Origin of the sequence: Shewanella pealeana ATCC 700345 (assembly GCF_000018285.1) — a bacterium.
Taxonomy (GTDB): domain Bacteria; phylum Pseudomonadota; class Gammaproteobacteria; order Enterobacterales; family Shewanellaceae; genus Shewanella; species Shewanella pealeana.
In genome coordinates, this window is record NC_009901.1 from 1,195,638 (window position 1) to 1,214,553 (window position 18,916).

General features: G+C 46.1%; 13 protein-coding genes. 4 read left to right on the forward strand and 9 right to left on the reverse strand.

The features are described from left to right. Positions 1 to 436: 436 nt before the first annotated feature. Positions 437 to 2,158, reverse strand: a complete 1,722-nt coding sequence (locus tag SPEA_RS05140; protein ID WP_012154243.1) for a chloride channel protein — start codon at positions 2,156 to 2,158, stop codon at positions 437 to 439. A 61-nt stretch (positions 2,159 to 2,219) separates the two neighbouring features. On the opposite strand from SPEA_RS05140, the gene SPEA_RS05145 reads away from it, so the two are divergent. Then, entirely contained in the window at positions 2,220 to 3,023 is an 804-nt protein-coding gene (locus tag SPEA_RS05145) for a DUF6776 family protein (protein ID WP_012154244.1), read from the forward strand. After that, on the forward strand, positions 3,016 to 3,366 hold the full coding sequence (erpA, locus tag SPEA_RS05150; protein ID WP_012154245.1) for an iron-sulfur cluster insertion protein ErpA: 351 nt from the start codon (positions 3,016 to 3,018) through the stop codon (positions 3,364 to 3,366). The genes SPEA_RS05145 and erpA overlap by 8 nt, the downstream gene beginning before the upstream one ends. 75 nt (positions 3,367 to 3,441) lie before the next feature. Here erpA and SPEA_RS05155 read toward each other — a convergent pair whose 3' ends face one another. From SPEA_RS05155 to SPEA_RS05180, 6 genes are all read right to left on the reverse strand, one after another. Then, positions 3,442 to 3,978, reverse strand: a complete 537-nt coding sequence (locus SPEA_RS05155; RefSeq protein ID WP_223296570.1) for a hypothetical protein — start codon at positions 3,976 to 3,978, stop codon at positions 3,442 to 3,444. Between the two features lie 88 nt (positions 3,979 to 4,066). Continuing rightward, entirely contained in the window at positions 4,067 to 4,447 is a 381-nt protein-coding gene (locus SPEA_RS05160; RefSeq protein WP_012154247.1) for a DUF2750 domain-containing protein, read from the reverse strand. A gap of 125 nt (positions 4,448 to 4,572) precedes the next feature. After that, the gene (aqpZ, locus tag SPEA_RS05165) at positions 4,573 to 5,280 is read right to left on the reverse strand and encodes an aquaporin Z (protein ID WP_012154248.1); all 708 of its coding nucleotides are present in this window, start codon (positions 5,278 to 5,280) and stop codon (positions 4,573 to 4,575) included. A gap of 135 nt (positions 5,281 to 5,415) precedes the next feature. Further along, on the reverse strand, positions 5,416 to 6,858 hold the full coding sequence (locus SPEA_RS05170) for an alkaline phosphatase (RefSeq protein WP_012154249.1): 1,443 nt from the start codon (positions 6,856 to 6,858) through the stop codon (positions 5,416 to 5,418). Between the two features lie 13 nt (positions 6,859 to 6,871). Further along, positions 6,872 to 9,394 (reverse strand): alpha/beta hydrolase family protein, encoded by a 2,523-nt coding sequence (locus SPEA_RS05175; RefSeq protein ID WP_012154250.1) that lies wholly within the window; start codon positions 9,392 to 9,394, stop codon positions 6,872 to 6,874. A gap of 92 nt (positions 9,395 to 9,486) precedes the next feature. Then, positions 9,487 to 12,264: a TonB-dependent receptor domain-containing protein gene (locus SPEA_RS05180; RefSeq protein WP_012154251.1), complete on the reverse strand. Its 2,778-nt coding sequence runs from the start codon at positions 12,262 to 12,264 to the stop codon at positions 9,487 to 9,489. A gap of 353 nt (positions 12,265 to 12,617) precedes the next feature. Here SPEA_RS05180 and SPEA_RS05185 point away from each other — a divergent pair, with 353 nt between their 5' ends. After that, the gene (locus SPEA_RS05185) at positions 12,618 to 14,765 is read left to right on the forward strand and encodes a winged helix-turn-helix domain-containing protein (protein WP_012154252.1); all 2,148 of its coding nucleotides are present in this window, start codon (positions 12,618 to 12,620) and stop codon (positions 14,763 to 14,765) included. A gap of 227 nt (positions 14,766 to 14,992) precedes the next feature. Here SPEA_RS05185 and SPEA_RS05190 read toward each other — a convergent pair whose 3' ends face one another. Continuing rightward, entirely contained in the window at positions 14,993 to 16,102 is a 1,110-nt protein-coding gene (locus SPEA_RS05190; RefSeq protein ID WP_012154253.1) for an anhydro-N-acetylmuramic acid kinase, read from the reverse strand. A gap of 59 nt (positions 16,103 to 16,161) precedes the next feature. Next, entirely contained in the window at positions 16,162 to 17,574 is a 1,413-nt protein-coding gene (locus SPEA_RS05195; RefSeq protein WP_012154254.1) for a peptidoglycan DD-metalloendopeptidase family protein, read from the reverse strand. Between the two features lie 127 nt (positions 17,575 to 17,701). Between SPEA_RS05195 and tyrS the strand changes: the two genes are divergently transcribed. After that, positions 17,702 to 18,898 carry a tyrosine--tRNA ligase gene (gene tyrS, locus SPEA_RS05200; RefSeq protein ID WP_012154255.1) on the forward strand — a complete coding sequence of 399 codons (1,197 nt, stop codon included), beginning with the start codon at positions 17,702 to 17,704 and terminating at the stop codon, positions 18,896 to 18,898. Positions 18,899 to 18,916 lie beyond the last annotated feature (18 nt).

The following is an 18,916-nucleotide window of genomic DNA, read 5'->3' on the forward strand; positions in this document are numbered from 1 at the left end:
ATCCTGTGAAAAAATCTAAAAAGTTGTGAAAATGCCGATAAAGCGAACGATTTGTTGGTTTTTAAATCCATTTGCAGTGAGTCATACAAGTGAGGGGAGTTGTTTGGTGATTGTTGCTTTATTATTGTTCGCTGGTTTTGTATTTGCTGGTAATTGGTTTTATTTCGTTGGCAGCCTGTTCTTTGAACAATTGGCTAGCGCTAAGAGCTGAGTTGGTGTCAGTAATTACGAGGTAAAACGAGAAGTTTTGTTTATTAACTCGCCGATGTGACGGCCTAGCTTCGTTATCGATTCGCTAAGCCTGTGAGGTTAAATCGCATATGTTAAAGATGCTAAAGTTGGGTTGGTAAATGTTTCAAATGTACTTAAGCGGCTGTTAAATGGTTTGAGCCTCTTCTCTATAAGCAAATGAGTGTATGTAGATTTGAGAATAAATTTACACTTGCCCTGAACGGATCTCTTTACGCAGCGAGACCCAATTAATCACCCCAACAATCTGTTCATTTGTCTCTTGATAGATATAAACCTCCCCTCGTCGTTCCTTAGAAAGAATTGCGTATACTTCATTGAGGGTAGATGTATCGGGCAGCCCCTGAATCGGATGACGAGTCAAGGTGGTGTCTTGATCTCTGACTTGCAGTTCAAGCTGTAACATCTCTACAGCACCTTGAGCATTGCGTACCAATACAGAGCGACCCTCTGCACGCTTAAGTACCTCTAGTAATAGTTCTTGGTTGTCGTAAACGATGACGAAGCGTTTATCCATGAGATGGCGCACGCCGACCTTCTGCAATCCAAGATTTACTGGCGCAACTTTATAGCCCAGCCCCATTATCTCGAGCTGTTTGAAGAATATAGACTTGGTCTTAAAGCCTTGATGAGCAATTAAGAAGGCAGGGATCACCACAAACATAGAAGGTAAAATAATCGAGGCGTTATTTGTCAGCTCGATTAAGGCTACTAGTGCCGCGAGTGGGGCGCTTAAACACACGCCCATCATGCCTGTCATGCCGATAATAGTATATAAGCCAATATAGGGCGCGATACTTGGAAAAAACAAGGCGCTAATTAAGGCCAATATGGTGCCGAGTAAAGCACCTATTCCATAGAGTGGGCCGATGAGTCCACCAGGAATGCCTAAGCCTATAGCGGCGATGGTGGCGATGATCTTGCCAGCTAAAATCGCGCTTAAGAATAAAATGCTCGGGTGCTGATTAATGGTCTCTGCAATAGCCAGTTCACCACTACCAATCGCTTGCGGTAAAACTAGCCCCACTAGGGTAGTAACGGCACCTGCAAGTAACAGACGATTAATAAGCGGCCATTTTTGGCCGATGGCAGTAATTTTTAATAGGCTGGTATTAAAAAATGCTGCAATACAACCGAGTACCAAACCGAATATAGCTAACAGTGGGTACTGGCTGAGAGGGATCACTTCAACGCCGATCTGCTCGAATTCATGCACATTACCAAATACCAACTGACTACTGAGTGCACCGCAGATAGCTGAAAGCATGATCGGGAAGAAGTAGTGGATTTTGTATTCCCTAAGCACCACTTCAAATACAAAAATCACGGCAGCGAGTGGCGCGTTAAAAATCGCCGCTATTCCAGCGGCAATACCACTGGCACACATGACACGAACACTGTTATCGGGAAGCTTAAACTTTTCCGCTAATACACTGGCACTGACGGCACCTAAATGGATGGCCGGTCCTTCTCGTCCTACAGAGAAGTTGGTGGCAAGGGCAAATAAAGCTTGGAAAAATTGTCCGGGGGCAGACTGCAGCGGGATCTTGCCATAATGCAGTTTCATTCTGTGGATAACATAGGCGATGCCCATACGTTTATAGCGCTGAGATCCCATTTTTGCGACACCCCAGATTAAAAAGGAGCCGAAAAGCGGTAATAATACTCGCCAGTCATCGATGATGTCCGTAAAATTCAGCTCTTGGGTTTTGGTGAAGGTGTCGCACCAGACCAGTAATAACCTAAAAAGAACAATGACACCGGATGCAAACAGTGCAAAAAGCAACGCGAGCAAACATAACTGTACACTGACCTTAGACTGAGAAAGCGTGTCTTTAAGGTCGGTATGTAAGTACTTTTGAAATTGCTCTCGCTTCTTAACAATTGCTGGATGCACAGGAATTTCCAAAATTTATGTTTGTCACATTGATTTCAAAATGTGAGATTTTTTATTAAGGGGCTGTTACTTAATGCCAAATTATCATCGTTGGGCCGATCGCTTGCAAGTGATTGAACGACAAATTAGACCTTCGAGTGTCTATTTATTACTTTTACTCATAGTCGCCTTTGCGTTAGGCGCACTCATTTACGATGTGGCAAAGGCTCGTTACCTGCCAAAAGTGGAGGCAAAAGTCGATAACAGCGAGCGCTATGTACAAGAGTTGCACCAGCAAGCGCAGACTTTGGCGGCGCGTAATATTGAGTTGGCATTAGAACGCGAAGCCAATAGTGACATGCAGGCGATGTTTGTTGAGCAGAATGCAAAACAGAAAGAGTTAGAGCGTGAACTGGCATTTTATCGCAGCGTAATGGCTCCTGAAAATATCGCCGATGGCGTGGCAATTAATGGCTTAGAACTAGAGCCAAGCCTTGAGCCGCGCCAATATCGTATCAAGCTAGTATTGACACAGTTAGAGAAGCGTAAGCGCTCTTTAGCGGGTCGCAGTGAAATCACATTCGTTGGTTTGCAAGACGGCAAAACGGTTAGCCTTAAGCTATCAGATTTGACTGATGCCTCGTTTAAATTCAAATTTAGGTATTTTCAGGTATTAGAGGGCGAATTTACATTGCCTGAGGGCTTTAGCTTGTCTAGAGTGAAGGCCAAAGTGATAGTGCCTACGAGTCGTTGGACTAAAGGTTCGCAAACTGAACAGGAATATAGTGCACAAGATCTACTTGTGGATGAAAAAGAGCAGGGCATATTACTTGAACAAAACACTCAGGTATTAGATAATTCTGCACAGCAAACAGAAGTAAGAGGTAGTAATGACTGAACAAGCTGAAGATGCTTTGCCAATCCGTTTCACCGATGCGGCGGCTTCAAAAGTAAAAACCTTGCTCGAAGAGGAAGAAAATGACGCACTTAAGTTACGTGTTTATGTAACGGGTGGCGGATGCTCAGGTTTCCAGTATGGCTTTACTTTCGATGAGAAGGTCAACGAAGGTGACTTTACTGTAGAGAAGCAAGGTGTTCAGTTGGTTGTTGATCCAATGAGCCTACAGTACCTTGTTGGTGGCGAAGTGGATTACACTTCAGGCCTAGAAGGTTCACGCTTCTTCGTTAAGAATCCAAATGCAACGACCACATGTGGTTGTGGTGCAAGCTTCTCTGTTTAACCTTTGTTGAGTTAAATAGAGTAAAAAAGCCGTCGAATGACGGCTTTTTTGTGTCTGTTCATTCAAGATAAGAGTTTAACGCATGATGTTGAGGTTGAACTCGCGATTAAAGTACTGACCCACCTTGCGGTTAAAGGCGATCCAAATCTGTACCATCGCCAATAAAATCAGCATAGCAAATACTAGCCAATCAGGAAGCTGCGTCTTAAAGCTACCGATAGCAAAACTCGAAGGCCCCGAAGCGACCATATTGTCTGGATCGTAAAGAGCTAGCGGCAAAATGCTGACAACAACTAATTGTAAGCCCGTATAAACCCTCAGCATTATGAGGCCAGCTTTTTGTTTACCTATGATGGCAAGCACCATAAATAGCGTCAGAATACAAAATAGCACCCCTTGCTTAGCCATTAAGCCACTGATAGAGATCACCACTAAAAAGATAAGCAGGGCGATAAGGCGCTTGGGCATGGGGACTTTGTCTGCTGGAGCTGATGAACTATTCGGTGTTGATTGTGCGTCGAGATTAAGATTAGTCGTCACCTCGCTGCTGCTATTAGAAGATTGTGCACTAGCGGCCGGATCTGATTGAGTTGTCGGTTCTTTGCTATCCACTTTTACGTTCTCATTATTATTTAAGTTAGCAGATAAAAGCTAGAACATGGTAAGCCGTGAGGCTTACCATGGTAAATCATCTAAGCAATTAGTGACGCTTTTTAGGAGCTAGGCGCTCTTCAAGCTCATAAGGAGGAATAACCACTCCTAGATCTTCTTGCACAGGGAAAACAGCAACAAATAAGTCGTCATCTTGCATACCAGGCACCCAACGCTCTAGCCATTCATCAACAGGAATAGATAAAGTTTGGCAATCAGCCCAATCATCAACAGCCCAAGACGCAGCTGCTTCTTCAGTTGGCCACATAGGAATGCAATCTTCCTCTTCAGTTGTTAGCATTACACAACCATCTAAATCTTGTAATGACCAAAGTGTTTGGTGCTCTTTCACTTGTTCTACAAGGTAGTCGTAGCGAGCTTCTGGGGTCATTTCAGTAAGTTGCTTAAGGCTTTTGCTTTTGTTGCTCATGGTTTACATCTCTTAATATTAAATGAGGCGAGCCTTGAAACAAGGAAAGCGCGCCGATTTAGACGGATAATAGCACCTAGCAGGCCAATGAAAAAGAAAACAGAGCCGCTTTAGGCTCTGTTTATCTATATAGACGATTCACCTTTAGTGTCGAAGACTCTATAAATCAAGCCCGCGAGAATCGCACCAATAATTGGCGCAAGCCAAAATAGCCAAAGCTGAGAGATAGCCCAGTCGCCGACAAACAGTGCTGGCCCCGTGCTGCGAGCCGGATTGACCGAAGTATTGGTTACAGGAATGCTGATTAGGTGGATTAATGTAAGCCCTAAACCAATGGCGATAGGGGCAAAGCCTTTCGGAGTGCGTGAATCGGTAGCGCCAAGAATGATAAGCAAGAAGAACAGAGTCATCACGATTTCACAAATCAGTGCCGCCGTTAAGCTATAACTTCCGGGGGAGTGTTCTCCATAGCCGTTTGAGGCAAAGCCTGCCGAGAGGCTAAAACCATCTTGCCCCGAGGCGATAAGATATAAAATGCTGGCGCCAGCGATACCGCCTGCTACCTGAGCGATAATATAGGGCAGTAATTCAGAGGCAGGAAAACGTCCGCCCGCCCATAGACCAATTGAAACCGCGGGGTTTAAATGGCATCCGGAGATATGTCCTATGGCAAATGCCATGGTGAGGACGGTCAAACCGAACGCAAATGCCACCCCGAGAAAGCCTATGCCAAGCTCTGGAAAAGCCGCGGCTAAGACGGCGCTACCACAACCACCTAAGACAAGCCAAAGTGTACCGATAAACTCGGCGGTCATTTTTTGGTTCATATTCATAAAACAGTTCCTTGAGTTTGCATCATTCCATTGGCAGTAACTGTCGACTGTACTTTATGTTTTGCTAAATTACGAAGTAAACAGTTCCAAAATGAAATTTATTGTTGCTACAACCAAGTGTAATGAGGAGCAGTGTTACTGTACCTTGTAGCGATCGTCTTGCACCATCTGAATCAAGGTGGCGGCTATTTCGGTATTGTCTTTATGACCTCGAAAGTACACTGCACCTTTACCATAGGCGTAAACCGGAACATCGATAGCATCATGACCTCCAGTAGTCCATCCAGTATAGGTGAACCTATCAATTGCTTGCTTAAGAATGTCTGCCATCTCTCTTGTGGGTTCGTGTCGAGACAGGCGACTATTAAGCCGGCTGCGTAGGAAGTCGAGCTTCTTGGGCTCAATATCTATGCTGATATGGGGGCGAATAAAGTGAGTGAAGCTAGGTAAATCATTGAGGACCTCTGGTGTCTCAACAATTTGTTTTGCGATGGAACTCGGCAGCGAGTGAACTTGATGCAGTAACTGGCCTTGCCATTGGTAAGTGCCTTCTCGTCCTAAGGTTAAGCCACCCGTTGAGTGATCAGCCGTTGCAATGAGTAAGGTGTCTGGGTGGGTATCGACATAGTGCTTTACTAGGCTCAAAGTATTAGCAAAGTCGTGCATTTCATTCATGGCGCACACAATATCATTGCTGTGTCCACACCAGTCAATTTGACTGGCCTCTACCATCATCACAAAGGGGGCGTCTTGCTCTGATAATAAAGCCAAGGCTTTTCGGGTCATAGTGGTGAGGTGAAGAGGGTCTTGGCTCTCCAATGTGCTAGGTAAGCCTTTAGGGGCGAATAGGCCTAGGGCTGGCAGTTTTTCGATGCTGTTTAAATCGCTTAGGCTATCGACGTACTGGTAGCCATACTCTTGAAATTCTAAGGTCAGATCTCGGTCATCACGTGCGAAGTATTGGCTACCGCCGCCCAGCATCAAATCGGCAACGGGACGCTTGTTGATAAGGTTAGTTAAATAGCTATCGGCAATCTGGTCGTAGTTTCGGCGGCTTTCGTTATGGGCTAAAAAGCTGGCAGGGGTCGCGTGGTTAATCTGTGACGTTACCACCACCGCTGTCGTTTTTCCTTGCGCTTTCGCCATCTCCAGCAGTGTGGGGAAAGACCCGCCGTGATGGTCTACTGATATGGCGCCGTTATAGCTCTTATAGCTGGTCGCGAGCGCGGTAGCCGCCGCCGCAGAGTCGGTGACATAAGTATCGTCATCAGGGTAGGTGCTCGACATGCCGACTAACAATTTGTCGAAAATGGTCTTCTCGACTCTTTGAGTTTGCGGGTTATCGCTGTAGTAGCGGTAGGCGCTGGTATAAGCTGGCCCCATACCGTCACCAATCAGGTAGATGATATTTTTCGGTAGGTATTCGTTGGCAATAATTGGCGCAAAGGGATCGTCTGTGTCTGCTGCAGCCTCTTTACTTAACAGAACTGTGCTACATAAGGCTGTGCTGCATAGGCTTGCGATAATTAGACTTGAGCAGATTGCAGGGAAGCGATCCATCGAGGTTAAGTGAGTCATGTTCTAGTTATCCTTAATGGAATGTTACTTGTGTTTTGTCTGGCTGGCCAGGTTCAAAGTGAGCGCTGCCTCTGCTGAGTGTTGGATTTTTTAGGTACAGATCTAGCCAGCCTTCTTGCTCCCACAACATGTGCATAATCGACTCTTTGGCCTTATAGCTATGGCTCTCATAGGGGAAGGTGACTAGGCGAGCTTGCCCCCCCAACCCTCTTATCGCTTTAAATAGTCTTGCTGACTGCATTGGATAGGTGCCGGAGTTGGAGTCCATCTCGCCATGCATAAGCAGTAAAGGCTCATCAATTTTGTCGGCATGGGTGAAGGGCGACATCTGCTGATAGAGGCTTGGGGCTTCCCAGAAGTTACGTTTCTCATGCTGAAAGCCAAAAGGCGTTAAGGTGCGGTTATAGGCGCCGCTTCTAGCGATACCTGCGGCAAAAAGATCTGAATGAGCCAGTAGGTTTGCCACCATAAAGGCGCCGTAGGAGTGGCCTCCTATCGCCACCCGTTCCCTATCGGCCACCCCCATTTCTACTAAGGTGTCGATTGCAGCGTTAGCATTGGCGACTAACTGATGGCGGAAGCTATCGTTGGGTTTATCTTTACCTTCGCCAACAATGGGCATGGCAACCTTGTCAAAAATTGCATACCCCTTAGCGGCAAATGCCACCGGACCTTTGGCGCTAATTTGATTATATTGATTAGGCGAATAGTTAACCTGACTGGCAACTTCGGCATTTTTGTATTCGCGGGGATAGGCCCACATGAGTACAGGTAGCGGTCCATCCTCGGAACTGTAATTAGCGGGTAGGTAAAGTACACCCGATAATGGCAGTCCGTCATCGCGTGTGTAATTAACCAATTGCCGACTCATGCCTTGATAAGCTTCTAGCTTATGGGGATTTTTGTACAGGACTTGCTCGTTTCCAGACGGGACTTCTAGCATGACTAAATGCGACGGCGTATCAGCGCTCTGCCTGCTGATGATAAGCGTCAACGGCTCAAGCTTTACGATATATTTGACCCTTTCTAACTCCTGCATAGATGACTGCCAAAGGGTTACTGGCTTGTCTATGCTGTGGCTCTTTTGGCTAGTGGTGAGTGCCGATGACTTTAAGAAAGGCTGATAGCCCTTTGGCGATGCACCTAGGCCGTAATGTAGCAGGCTGTTGTTATCTAGCTTGTAGACTCGACCTAGGCTTTGTCCATCTAGTTTAGCGCTTTGGCGGTAGAGGTTACCGGGATCGTTATAAGTATCGCGGATCGCCTTTTGATACCAGAGAGACAAGCTTTTATCACTTTGCACTGAGGTATCTAACAGACTCACCCGCATCTGCTTCTTATCGGACTGTCGCTCTGTGATAAGCGCGGTCTGTTTCTCTCCCCATTGTACTTTGTTGATGCGCCAAGGCGTCTTGGTTAGTGGCGTTGGTTTTTGAGTAAAAGGTGCACTGAGTTGCAGCAGTTGATCTCGGTAGCGGATCTTAATCCGGCTATCCCCGTTATCGAGAGCCTTTACGAAGGCGAGAGTATCGGGTTTATCGCTACGCCAATGGATCATGCGCGGGCCTTTTCTCACCGAGTCACTTCCCGGCGGACGATATTCACTGCTCTCTAATTGAGCAAGGGTTTGCAGTTTTTCTCCCGTGCGGCTAAAGAGCTCTACCGATTGGGTAAAGTCATAATATTTCACCATATATGAGAAAGGTGCAGCGATACGTTTTACCACTAGGTACTTGTCGTTAGGTGATAGGCTATAGCTAATATTAATCGCGGGCTCACCAATTGGGGTGACATCGCCATTGAGTGCGATAAAACTGAGTTGGCTGGTGGTTAAACTTGAGAACTCGTGCTCATCCTGTGGATTTTTGAGCAGGTCTTGATAGGTTCTGCGAGGCGCTTTCTGGCCTGAGGTTTCACTTACGTTAGGGGCGATTGCCGTTTGAGTCAGAGTTTGCGACATGCTCTCGACAGCGAGGTTAGTGAACACTCCCTTGCTGTCGTTTTGCCAGATATATTTCAATCCTAATATGGCATTGAGGCGGTCTGTATTGAGTTTGCGGCTTTGCTGTTTTACTAGGTCATAAATAAACAGATCGGCGCCATGATTTGTTAGGCCGATATAACTTAAGTATTGGCTATCGGGTGAGAAGCTAATATTAGCAACTTGCATGTCGCGGGGGAGCGTTATGGTGACTGGTTTTACGGCTGATTTTAGCTGAGTTAGATCAATGAGAACTATGCTTAAGTAGGTGTACTTAACACGACTCGGGATCAACAAGTCTGGCAATACTCTAAGGCCTGCGAGTTTGCGCTCATCTTGTGCCAGAGTGTCGATTGATAGATGCTTCCTTGGGGTTAATACCGCTAACCACTGCTTATCTTGGGATAAGCGAGTGCTTACGTTTTTTGTTTGTTCGACGACATCTTGCAGTGCTTGGCTGGGGACTTGGTAGCTGTTACTCATGGCTGGATTGCTGAAAAATAGCGGGTAACAGATGGCTATCAGGGCATACATTAAGAGCGAGTTGCGAGACATTCTTATCTCCTGATCCAGAAGTGGTTATTTAAAAATAAGCGCCCATCAGATGGGCGCTTGAGAACTCGTTATTAAGGGAGGTTTATACGAGTTTAAAACTTCTGTGAATAACCAAGGAAGAAACTACGTCCAGTATTTGAATAGCTACTGTTGTCATCTTCATAGAAAGGCCAGTCATTGTGCTTGTCGTTACGCACATCGTACAAAGGTGGCATCTCATCGGTTAGGTTTTTAACACCCGCAGTGAACTTACCTTTCCAAGGTGCGTAGTAGTTCAAGGTAATGTTGACTGTTTGATAAGCATCTAAGGTATCTGTCTCCATAGACTCGACATCATCACCGTTCTCATCTAAGTACTCGAACAGATCCACACCTTTTGCTTCACCTGTGTAGTAGTAATAAACGGTTGCACTGAAGTCTTCATAGTTCCAGCTCAGACTTGCGTTACCTTTCCACTTAGGGAAATAATCGGTTTCAGTTTGCTCTTCAATTTCGCTATCGACACGCTCTTGGTACTCTTTCTTAATTAAGTAAGAGGCGGCGACTTTAAACTTGAACTCACCAATAGCTGTTTCTGGGAATTGATAGTTAAAGCTGGTATCAATACCTTCAGATGCTTCATAGGCGCTGTTGATAGGGCCTTTACGCATACAGGCGATGTTTTCGATGCCATCGTCATCAAATTCAGTCAGGTAACCGACAACGTCCATTTCTTCACAGCTGTTATAGTTTCCTGTTTGGTAATAAGACTTATCATCTAGCATTTCATCGGTAGAGATAGTTTTTACGGCACCTTCAAGCTCAATGTTCCACCAGTCAACCGTGATATCGGCATTATCAGTAATGTTAGCCACAAAGCCGACGTTCCAGAATTCACCCTTTTCCTCTTCGAGGTTTAAGTTACCTTGAGTAATTGAGCGATAATCATCTTCATAGATCTCATCTGGAATAGTAGGGTGCGGATAATCGGTGCCACCGAAGCCGATAGTACGGCCTGCATATAGACGGTGCATATCTGGCGCTCTAAAGCTTTTACCCCAGTTAGCACGAACCATGATTTCATTAATTGGGCGATAAGATAGGCCAACCTGTGGTGTGGTTGCGCCGCCTACATCGGAATCATCTAAGTATTGGTCGTAACGCAGTGCGGCAGAAAGGTCTAATGACTTAACCCCTGTGATATCGGCAAGTAGCGGTATTTGTAATTCACCAGCAACGGCGACGCGGTCACGATCGCCTTTACCACCAGTACCACCCATGCCAATTAAGCCACCATTTGATGTGACATCATCTAGGGTATCTTCATAACTTTCACGTGCCCATTCAGCAGTCGTTGCAAAGCCAGCGGTGCCTGCGGGTAACTCCATTAAATCGCCAGTAAATACTGCTTGGAACTGGTGCATGCTTGAATCTGAGTTCTTGGTTGAATCAGCAATTAGTAGGTTTGCTTGTTCGGTCGTTAGTTCGTTATGCGGATACCACTTTGATGGATCTGTATCATTAGGATCGAAAGTGACGATATCGAGCAGCGCATCGGCGCTCACCATGTGATGGTTTTGCTTTTCGTATTTGTTATAGCTGCTTGACCATGACAGATCTAGCTCGTACTCACCAATAGTACCGTCGGCGCCAAACGAGATCGCTGCCTTAGTGTTTTGCGTGTCATAGGTACGTGGTCCAGGATACTCTTCCATTCTGCGAGCTAGGTAGAAGCGGTTGTCATCTTCGAACTCATATTTGTCATAACTCAGTGCACCCGTCGCTTCATCTTGATAGATGTTGGTGCCGAAACCTTTCTCATCTTTGTACTTAGTGGCTTCTTTATAAGAAGCGTTGATCATGCCGTAAATTTGCCAATCATCGTTTAAGTCATAATTTGTGTTAAGCACTAAGTTAACGCGGTCATAAGCCGATTGTAGGCCTCGGTCGGCGTACTTGTCGTAGTAGCAATCATACTTGCCTACTGGGGTGTAAATGCCTTTGTCACCAAATAATTCGTTACATTGCTGCTCGTCGAGGTTGACGTATTTATCTTCGTGATAAACTTTACTGTAATCGGTAATTCGAGATGACCAGCTTGAAGCTGCTGCGTCGCCATAAGGACCTGCACCCCAACGAAGATCACCGTCTTCATCTTCATAATATGCCGGGCTATAAAGGTCGTCACGCTGATATGTTTGAATCGATTCGACTTTCTTATATTCGAGCATTAACAGGGTTTGGCTCTTTTCAGTATTAAAACCTTGTAGGTAAGATAGATCTAACTGCTCACCACCACCTTGAGTTGGCTCGGTATATTTAGCGGCGACTTTAGCGCCATCGTATTGCTGCTTTAAGATGATGTTCACCACACCACCTACCGCATCGGAGCCGTAGATTGCCGAAGCGCCACCGGTTAGGATTTCGATACGCTCAACCGCCGCAGAGGGAATATCTGAGACGTCGACAAAGTTTGAGGTGCCGCCTGCAGCGCTGGGGAAAGAGGCCTGGCGACGACTGTTGATCAGTACCAAGGTACGGTTTGCGCCCATACCACGTAAGTTAACCGAGCTTGCGCTATCAGTATAGCCATCGCTTTCACCGTTTAGCGAGCCACCAGTATTGGCAACAGAGGATTGCAGTACTTCTGCAATAGAGTTAAGGCCGCTATTGGCAATATCATCGGCGGTGATCACGGTTACTGGGGCAACACCTTCGAAGTCGGCACGTTTGATACGTGAACCTGTGACTTCCATTTTTTCCATTTCTTTTTTGGCTTCAGGTTTGTCAGCAGCTTCGGCTGCAAACGAGGTTGAGGGGGTGAGCGTTGCCATAGCTATGGCTAGGCTCAATGCTGAAATTTTCATCTTAGGTTTCATCTTAGATTTCATTGATTGCAGTCCTTATTTTTATAATGTCCCCAAACGCCTCTAATTCTATTTGCGCACAACATCATCTGATTAAGGCGAGTCATTCCTGGGGTGAATACTGTCGAGTTTCCAATTGATATGCTGCTGGTTGTCAACTGAGATTAGTTGTAATTAATTTGTAACGACGCGGCAATTGGCTGCGGGTCGTTTCTTTGTTGTTTATATGTCTATTTAGTATCTATTGTTCATATTTTCATTGGTTTAGTGTATCTTTTGTGTGCGGCGAGATTACTATATCTATGTTGAATAGATGTAAAGTCTCATTCGTGTTGGCGCTGTCGAGATAAAAAAGATAAGAAAAAAGTGGGGTTGGAATGATAGAGATAAGAAAGGAAGCGCTATTCAAGCTCGGTCAGTGCGAGGTTAATCCTAGCGATAATAGCCTTAATTTTTATGATGCGAACCCTGATAGTAGCATTCGAAAAGTCTCTATTCAGCCCAAATTTATAGAGGTATTAAGCTACCTTGCTCGGCAGTATCCGAAGGTTGTCACCCGTGAAGAGCTAATTGACAATATCTGGGAAGGCAACAGCTATGTGGGCAGTAAAGCGCTAACTAATGCCATCTGGCATCTACGAAAACAACTCAATCAAGGCGCTGGTGGCGAGCAAGTTATCGAGACAGTACGCAAGATGGGTTACCGCTTATTACTCGAGCCCCAATTTAATGATGCGGATCTAGTGGATGAGCCTGATCTGTTTCAACTGGCGCAGTTTAAAATTACCCGGCTGACTCTGGTTAATCGACGTTTGGCGCTTGCGGCGACTCTTTGTTTAACCCTTATGGCGGTAGCCTGGGCTTACCATCTTTATCAAGACAGTATTCGGTATGTGCCAACGGTTAAATTGAACTTAACAACGGCAGCTGGCTCAGAGCTTTACCCCGCAATTTCACCCGATGGCCGCTGGCTGGTTTATGGCAGCCGTGGTAGCAATAGGTACGCTAGCCTTTACCTTAAAGATCTGCAAAACCCAGCCGAAACCCCTAAGCGACTCACTTCGACTAAGTCAGCTGAGATCCGAGCCGTATGGAGTCCAGATGGTAGCGCCCTGTATTACGGCTCTGAGTATAGGAGTGAGGATAAGTGCTATCTGACTAAACTGAATTTAGATAGCAATGAAGCACTTAAGTTGGGAGAGTGCTACACCTATAGCTCTGCTATTGATATCGCGCCAGATGGCAGTCGTTTGGTTTATATTTGGGATGCCGACGAAGGCTTTGGTTCAGGCTTGTATGAGTTGACTTTAAATCGAGACGAGCAGCCACCTAAGCGTTTATCCTGCACAGAAGATTGTAGCTACCGCGATCGTGATGCGGCTTTTAGTCCCGATGGAAGTTGGCTCGCAGTTGCTAGGCGCTTTGGTAATATCTCGGAAGATATCTTTTTGCTACATACCGAAACCGGAGAAGAGCAGCGTTTAACTTTTGGATTAGAGGATATTCGCGGCCTTAGTTGGCATCAAGACAGTGAGCGTTTGATCTTTAGCACCGAAAACTCCGGCGTGAGAAATGGCTACATAGTGGGCATAGATGACAAGCAGATCCAGTCGTTGGACGTGGAGGGCATGAGTTACCCACGCTCTATTCCAGATAGTGATGATGTGGTCTATTCCAACTATATGCGTGACTATCAGGTCGCCTCATTTGCGCTAGAACAATCCATCCCCACAGCGACCTTTCCACTGCTACAGGTGGAATACAGCTACCGAAACCCTGATTACTCTTCTGTTACTCAGCGTATTGTCTATGTTTCTAATGAAACCGGCTTTAATGAAATCTGGTCGAGCGATGCCGATGGTAACCAAAGGCGACAGCATACCGATCTTAAGCGCAGGGTGGCCTATCCTAGCTGGTCTCATGATGGCACTAAGGTGGCTTTCTTGGCTCCAGATGACAAAAATGAGGGCAACAAAATTCATGTGCTGGATATGCAGACCTCTAATATCAGTATTCTTGCTACGCCCTATCTAGATCATAACCGCCCGAGCTGGGGCTGGAACGATGAGATGGTGTTGGCGAGCAGTAAAGATGGCATCACTGAGTTTTATCTAGATAACCGTTTACCTAAGGTGATAAGTCCTATCGATATGCGCCTAGGCAAGATGATCGCCGATGATAAGTTAGTCTTTACTCAGCTTGGAAAAAGCGGACTGTGGATGCTGTCGCTGACCAAGCCTAGTCAAGTGAGCGAGCTGATCGGTGGCAACCATTTCGGTGAAGGCTATAACTGGGTGGCGACAGATAAAGGCATTTACTTTAGAAACAGTCGTAGTGGTTTTCAGTTAATTAACTTTTGGCGTTTTAACACTGGGCTTATCACCCCAATCTTAAAGTTACCATCGGGCAGTATTCCTCGCTCAGGCGCCATGACTTATGTGGAAAATCGTAATAGCCTACTGATGACGCTATCGCAAAATTACAAACGCGACGTGATTAGGTTACAGCATAAGCTATTGTATTGAAATGGGTTATAGCTTTGGTGGCGCAGAGGGGGGGCACAAGATTAGCCTGTACTATCGAATATCGAATATCGTAATAGCCTACTGATGACGCTATCGCAAAATTACAAACGCGACGTGATTAGATTGCAGCATAAGTTGTTGTACTAGGATGAGGGATAGCTAGAGAGGAAGCTGGGATTAAGTCGCAAGATTAGCCAGTACTATCGATTATTACTGGCTAATGATGATTAATCCGCAGGGTAGAAAGAGCCTAGGATGGCTTCTCTTGAGGCGCCAGTCACGGCAGGTAGGTTACCTGGTAGACCTTGATGATAGCGCATTGCCAGCCAGGCAAAGGCGATTCCTTCTACCCATTGTGGATCCATGCCAAGCTCTGAGGTGGTCACCACCTTGTAGTTAGGCAGGAGCTTATGTAATCGGTGCATCAACTCACTGTTGTAGGCGCCGCCACCACAAACATACAGCTCACCATTTTCTGAAAGCTTAAGTGCATCGTTGGCTATGCTGTAGCAGGTCAAGTCAAGCAGGGTCGATTGAATATCAGCTTCACTTAAGTGGCCAAATTCAGATAACTGCTGCTCCGCCCAAGCCTGATTAAACAGCTCTCGGCCAGTGCTCTTTGGCGCGGCGAGTGCAAAATAGGGATGAGACAGCAGGTGCTGCAACATCTTCTGATCTGTGGTGCCCGATTTGGCCCAAGCGCCATCCTTGTCATAGGGCTGGCTAAGTTGATGTTGGATCCACGCATCGCTTAATCCATTTCCAGGCCCTGTATCAAAGCCGGTGACATCTTCATTGTTACCTGGCAGGTAGGTCACATTGGCGATACCACCAATATTAAGGATGATGCGTTTGTGATTAGGGCTGCCAAATACATGCTGATGAAAGGCAGGAACCAGTGGTGCGCCTTGGCCGCCGAGGGCGATATCTTTGCGTCTAAAGTCGGCAATCACATCGATACCCGTTTCAACGGCTATGGTGTTGGGATCGCCAATCTGCAGGGTAAAGCCCATCTCAAGGTTAGGCATATGGCGTACGGTTTGACCATGGCTGCCGATGGCGATGACCTGAGACTTGTCGATATTGGCTGTTTCCAGTAGGGCGTTAACTGCTTTGGCGAAGAGTTTACCCATGCTGCGGTCTAAGTGACCGAGACGGTTTATCTCATCATTTCCCGGCAGACAAAGCTTTTGCAAGCTGCTTAGTAGCGCCTTTGGAAGCTCTTCTGTGTGAGAGGCGATAAGGCTTGGTTGATCGCCATCAAAGCTAACTAGAACCGCATCGACACCGTCCATGCTAGTGCCGGACATCAAGCCTACATAATAATTATTATTCATGGCATTAAACCTATAAAGAGTCTATAAATCGCACCGAGTAAAACAGAGGTTTTGCAGCGCTACTGGGCTGCGATTTGCACCTGTTTGTTATGTTCAAGCTCAGCCATCATAGTTTCACTAAGCTTAGCAAACTGAGCTTTTTCTTTGCTCGCAATAGGCTCAGACTTTGGCAGTTTGATAGTGCGAGGATTACGGTGCACGCCATTGACGATGAATTCATAGTGTAGGTGTGGCCCGGTTACTCGACCTGTTGAGCCTAGGGTACCGATAATCTGTCCCTGTTTAACCGATTGTCCGGTCTTTACTTTGCGTTTAGTCAAGTGTAGGTACTTGGTGGTATAGGTATCGTTGTGCTTAATAAACACATAGTTACCATTATATTGGTTATAGCTCGACTTGATGACTCGGCCATTACCCGCTGCTTTAATTGGGGTACCTACGGCTGCTACATAGTCAACCCCACGATGGGCTCTTACTTGACCTGTAACAGGGTGGAGTCTACGAGGGTTAAAGCTTGAGCTGACATATTTAAAGTCGACCGGAGAGCGTAAGAAGGCTTTGCGCATGCTACGGCCCTCTTCAGAATAGTAGTTACCATCTTTATAGCGAACTGCCGTGTAGCGGTCCCCCTGATTGGTAAATTCAGCGGCTAAGATGTTGCCGTTCTTTAAGAATTCGCCATCGGCATACTCTTCTTCAAATATCATTGCAAATTGATCGCCTTTACGTAGATCTAAGGCAAAGTCGATATCCCAGCCGAAAATGGTAGCCAGCTGCATAATTTGATTTGGGGTAAGCCCGGCATTGACGCCGGCGTTCCAGAAGTTGTTTTCTATGGTGGCGCTAGCAAACTTACTGCGAGCCTCGACCTTTTTAGTGACGATATGCTCTGTATAACCACTGGAGTCGTTATCGACGATTAAGGTGGTGATTTTATCGAGATGGTATCTAAGCTGAACCAGTTTGCCATCTTCACTCTTGGCGATAACTAAGTTATCACCCGGCATGATTTTTAATAGATTCTTTTTCGCCTTAGGCAGCTGGGTCACATCATAAACATCTTTCGCGCTAAGACCGGCGCGTTCAAATAGCGCCGCTAAGGTGTCGCCACTTTTAACTTGGAAACGTTTTTCGTTGAGTTTTTGGGCTGCAACAGTCGGCTCAGGCTTTATTTCTTGTTGAGCCTGTTCAGCGGTTTTGCTTGATGCTGGTGCAAGTTGTGCAGGGCGTTTACGCAGCTCAGGATCCGTTTCGCTTAATGATGCAGCAGGCGCAGTGGGAGTTCTAAAAGCTAACGGTACGCTATAACGCGTGTTAACGTCATATTCACCGCTGGCAGACGGAGTTTGTTTGGATGCTTGCACGTCATCTGACGGTATTAAGATAATAATTAACGTGACAAAAACTAACCCGCACAAGAGCATTTGATGTAATTTTGGCAGTAATTTAAATAAAGTTATAACCTTTCCCATTGACCTTGATACCAAATTAGCCCTTTCTTAGTGATCCCTTTAGTGTACACACTTTCATTTGTGCTTGCTAACAAGTAACATGAGTGCCCATATTTTTTTGATTAGGCTCCCAGGAGTAACCGCCGATATGGCTGATTTAGAGCAAGCATTAGCAGAAATAAGACGTGGCACCGACGAGATTTTACTCGAAGCGGATCTACTGGAGAAGTTGAAAGAAGGTCGCCCGTTAAAAATTAAACTAGGCGCTGACCCAACCGCACCCGATATTCATCTTGGCCACACGGTTATTTTGAACAAGATGCGTACTTTCCAAGAGCTAGGCCATGAAGTGATCTTCTTGATTGGTGACTTCACGGGTATGGTCGGTGACCCTAGTGGTAAGAACAGCACTCGTCCACCTTTGACTCGTGAGCAAGTGCTTGCCAATGCTGAAACTTATAAGCAGCAGGTTTATAAGATTTTAGATCCTGCTAAGACCCGTATCGAGTTTAACTCTACTTGGTTAGAGCCACTTGGCGCAGCGGGTATGATCCGTCTTGCTTCGCAGCAAACCGTTGCTCGTATGATGGAACGTGATGACTTTAAGAAACGTTACGGTTCAGGCCAGTCAATTGCGATCCATGAATTCATGTATCCATTGCTACAAGGTTACGACTCAGTTGCACTTGAGGCCGATGTTGAGCTAGGTGGTACCGATCAGAAGTTCAACCTGCTAATGGGTCGTGAACTGCAAAAGTCTGCTGGCCAGAAGCCACAGACTGTGATCATGATGCCACTGCTTGAAGGCCTAGACGGCGTTAAGAAGATGTCTAAGTCTGCTCATAACTACATTGGTGTGAGTGAGCCTGCAGGTGAGATGTTCGGTAAGATCATGTCAATCTCTGATGATTTGATGTGGCGTTACTTCGAGCTACTGTCTTTCCGTCCTCTGACTGAAGTTGAGCAGTTTAAAGCTGACGTAGATGCGGGTGCTAACCCACGTGATGTGAAAATCGCACTAGCGAAAGAGATTATCGCACGCTTCCACGACGAAGCTGCTGCTGAAGCTGCACATCAAGAGTTCATCAATCGCTTCCAAAAAGGCGCGATTCCAAGCGATATCGAAGAGTTAGAGATTGCTGCTGGTGAAGGCATTGCGATTGCTAACCTGCTAAAAGAAGCGGGTCTAGTGAACTCAACATCTGATGCGATGCGTATGATTAAGCAAGGTGCGGCTAAGATTGATGGCGATAAGATTGAAGATACTCGCCTACAATTAACTGCTGGTACTACGGCTGTATTTCAAGTGGGTAAGCGTAAGTTCGCTAAGATCACGCTAGTTTAAGCTGATTGACACTGCCCA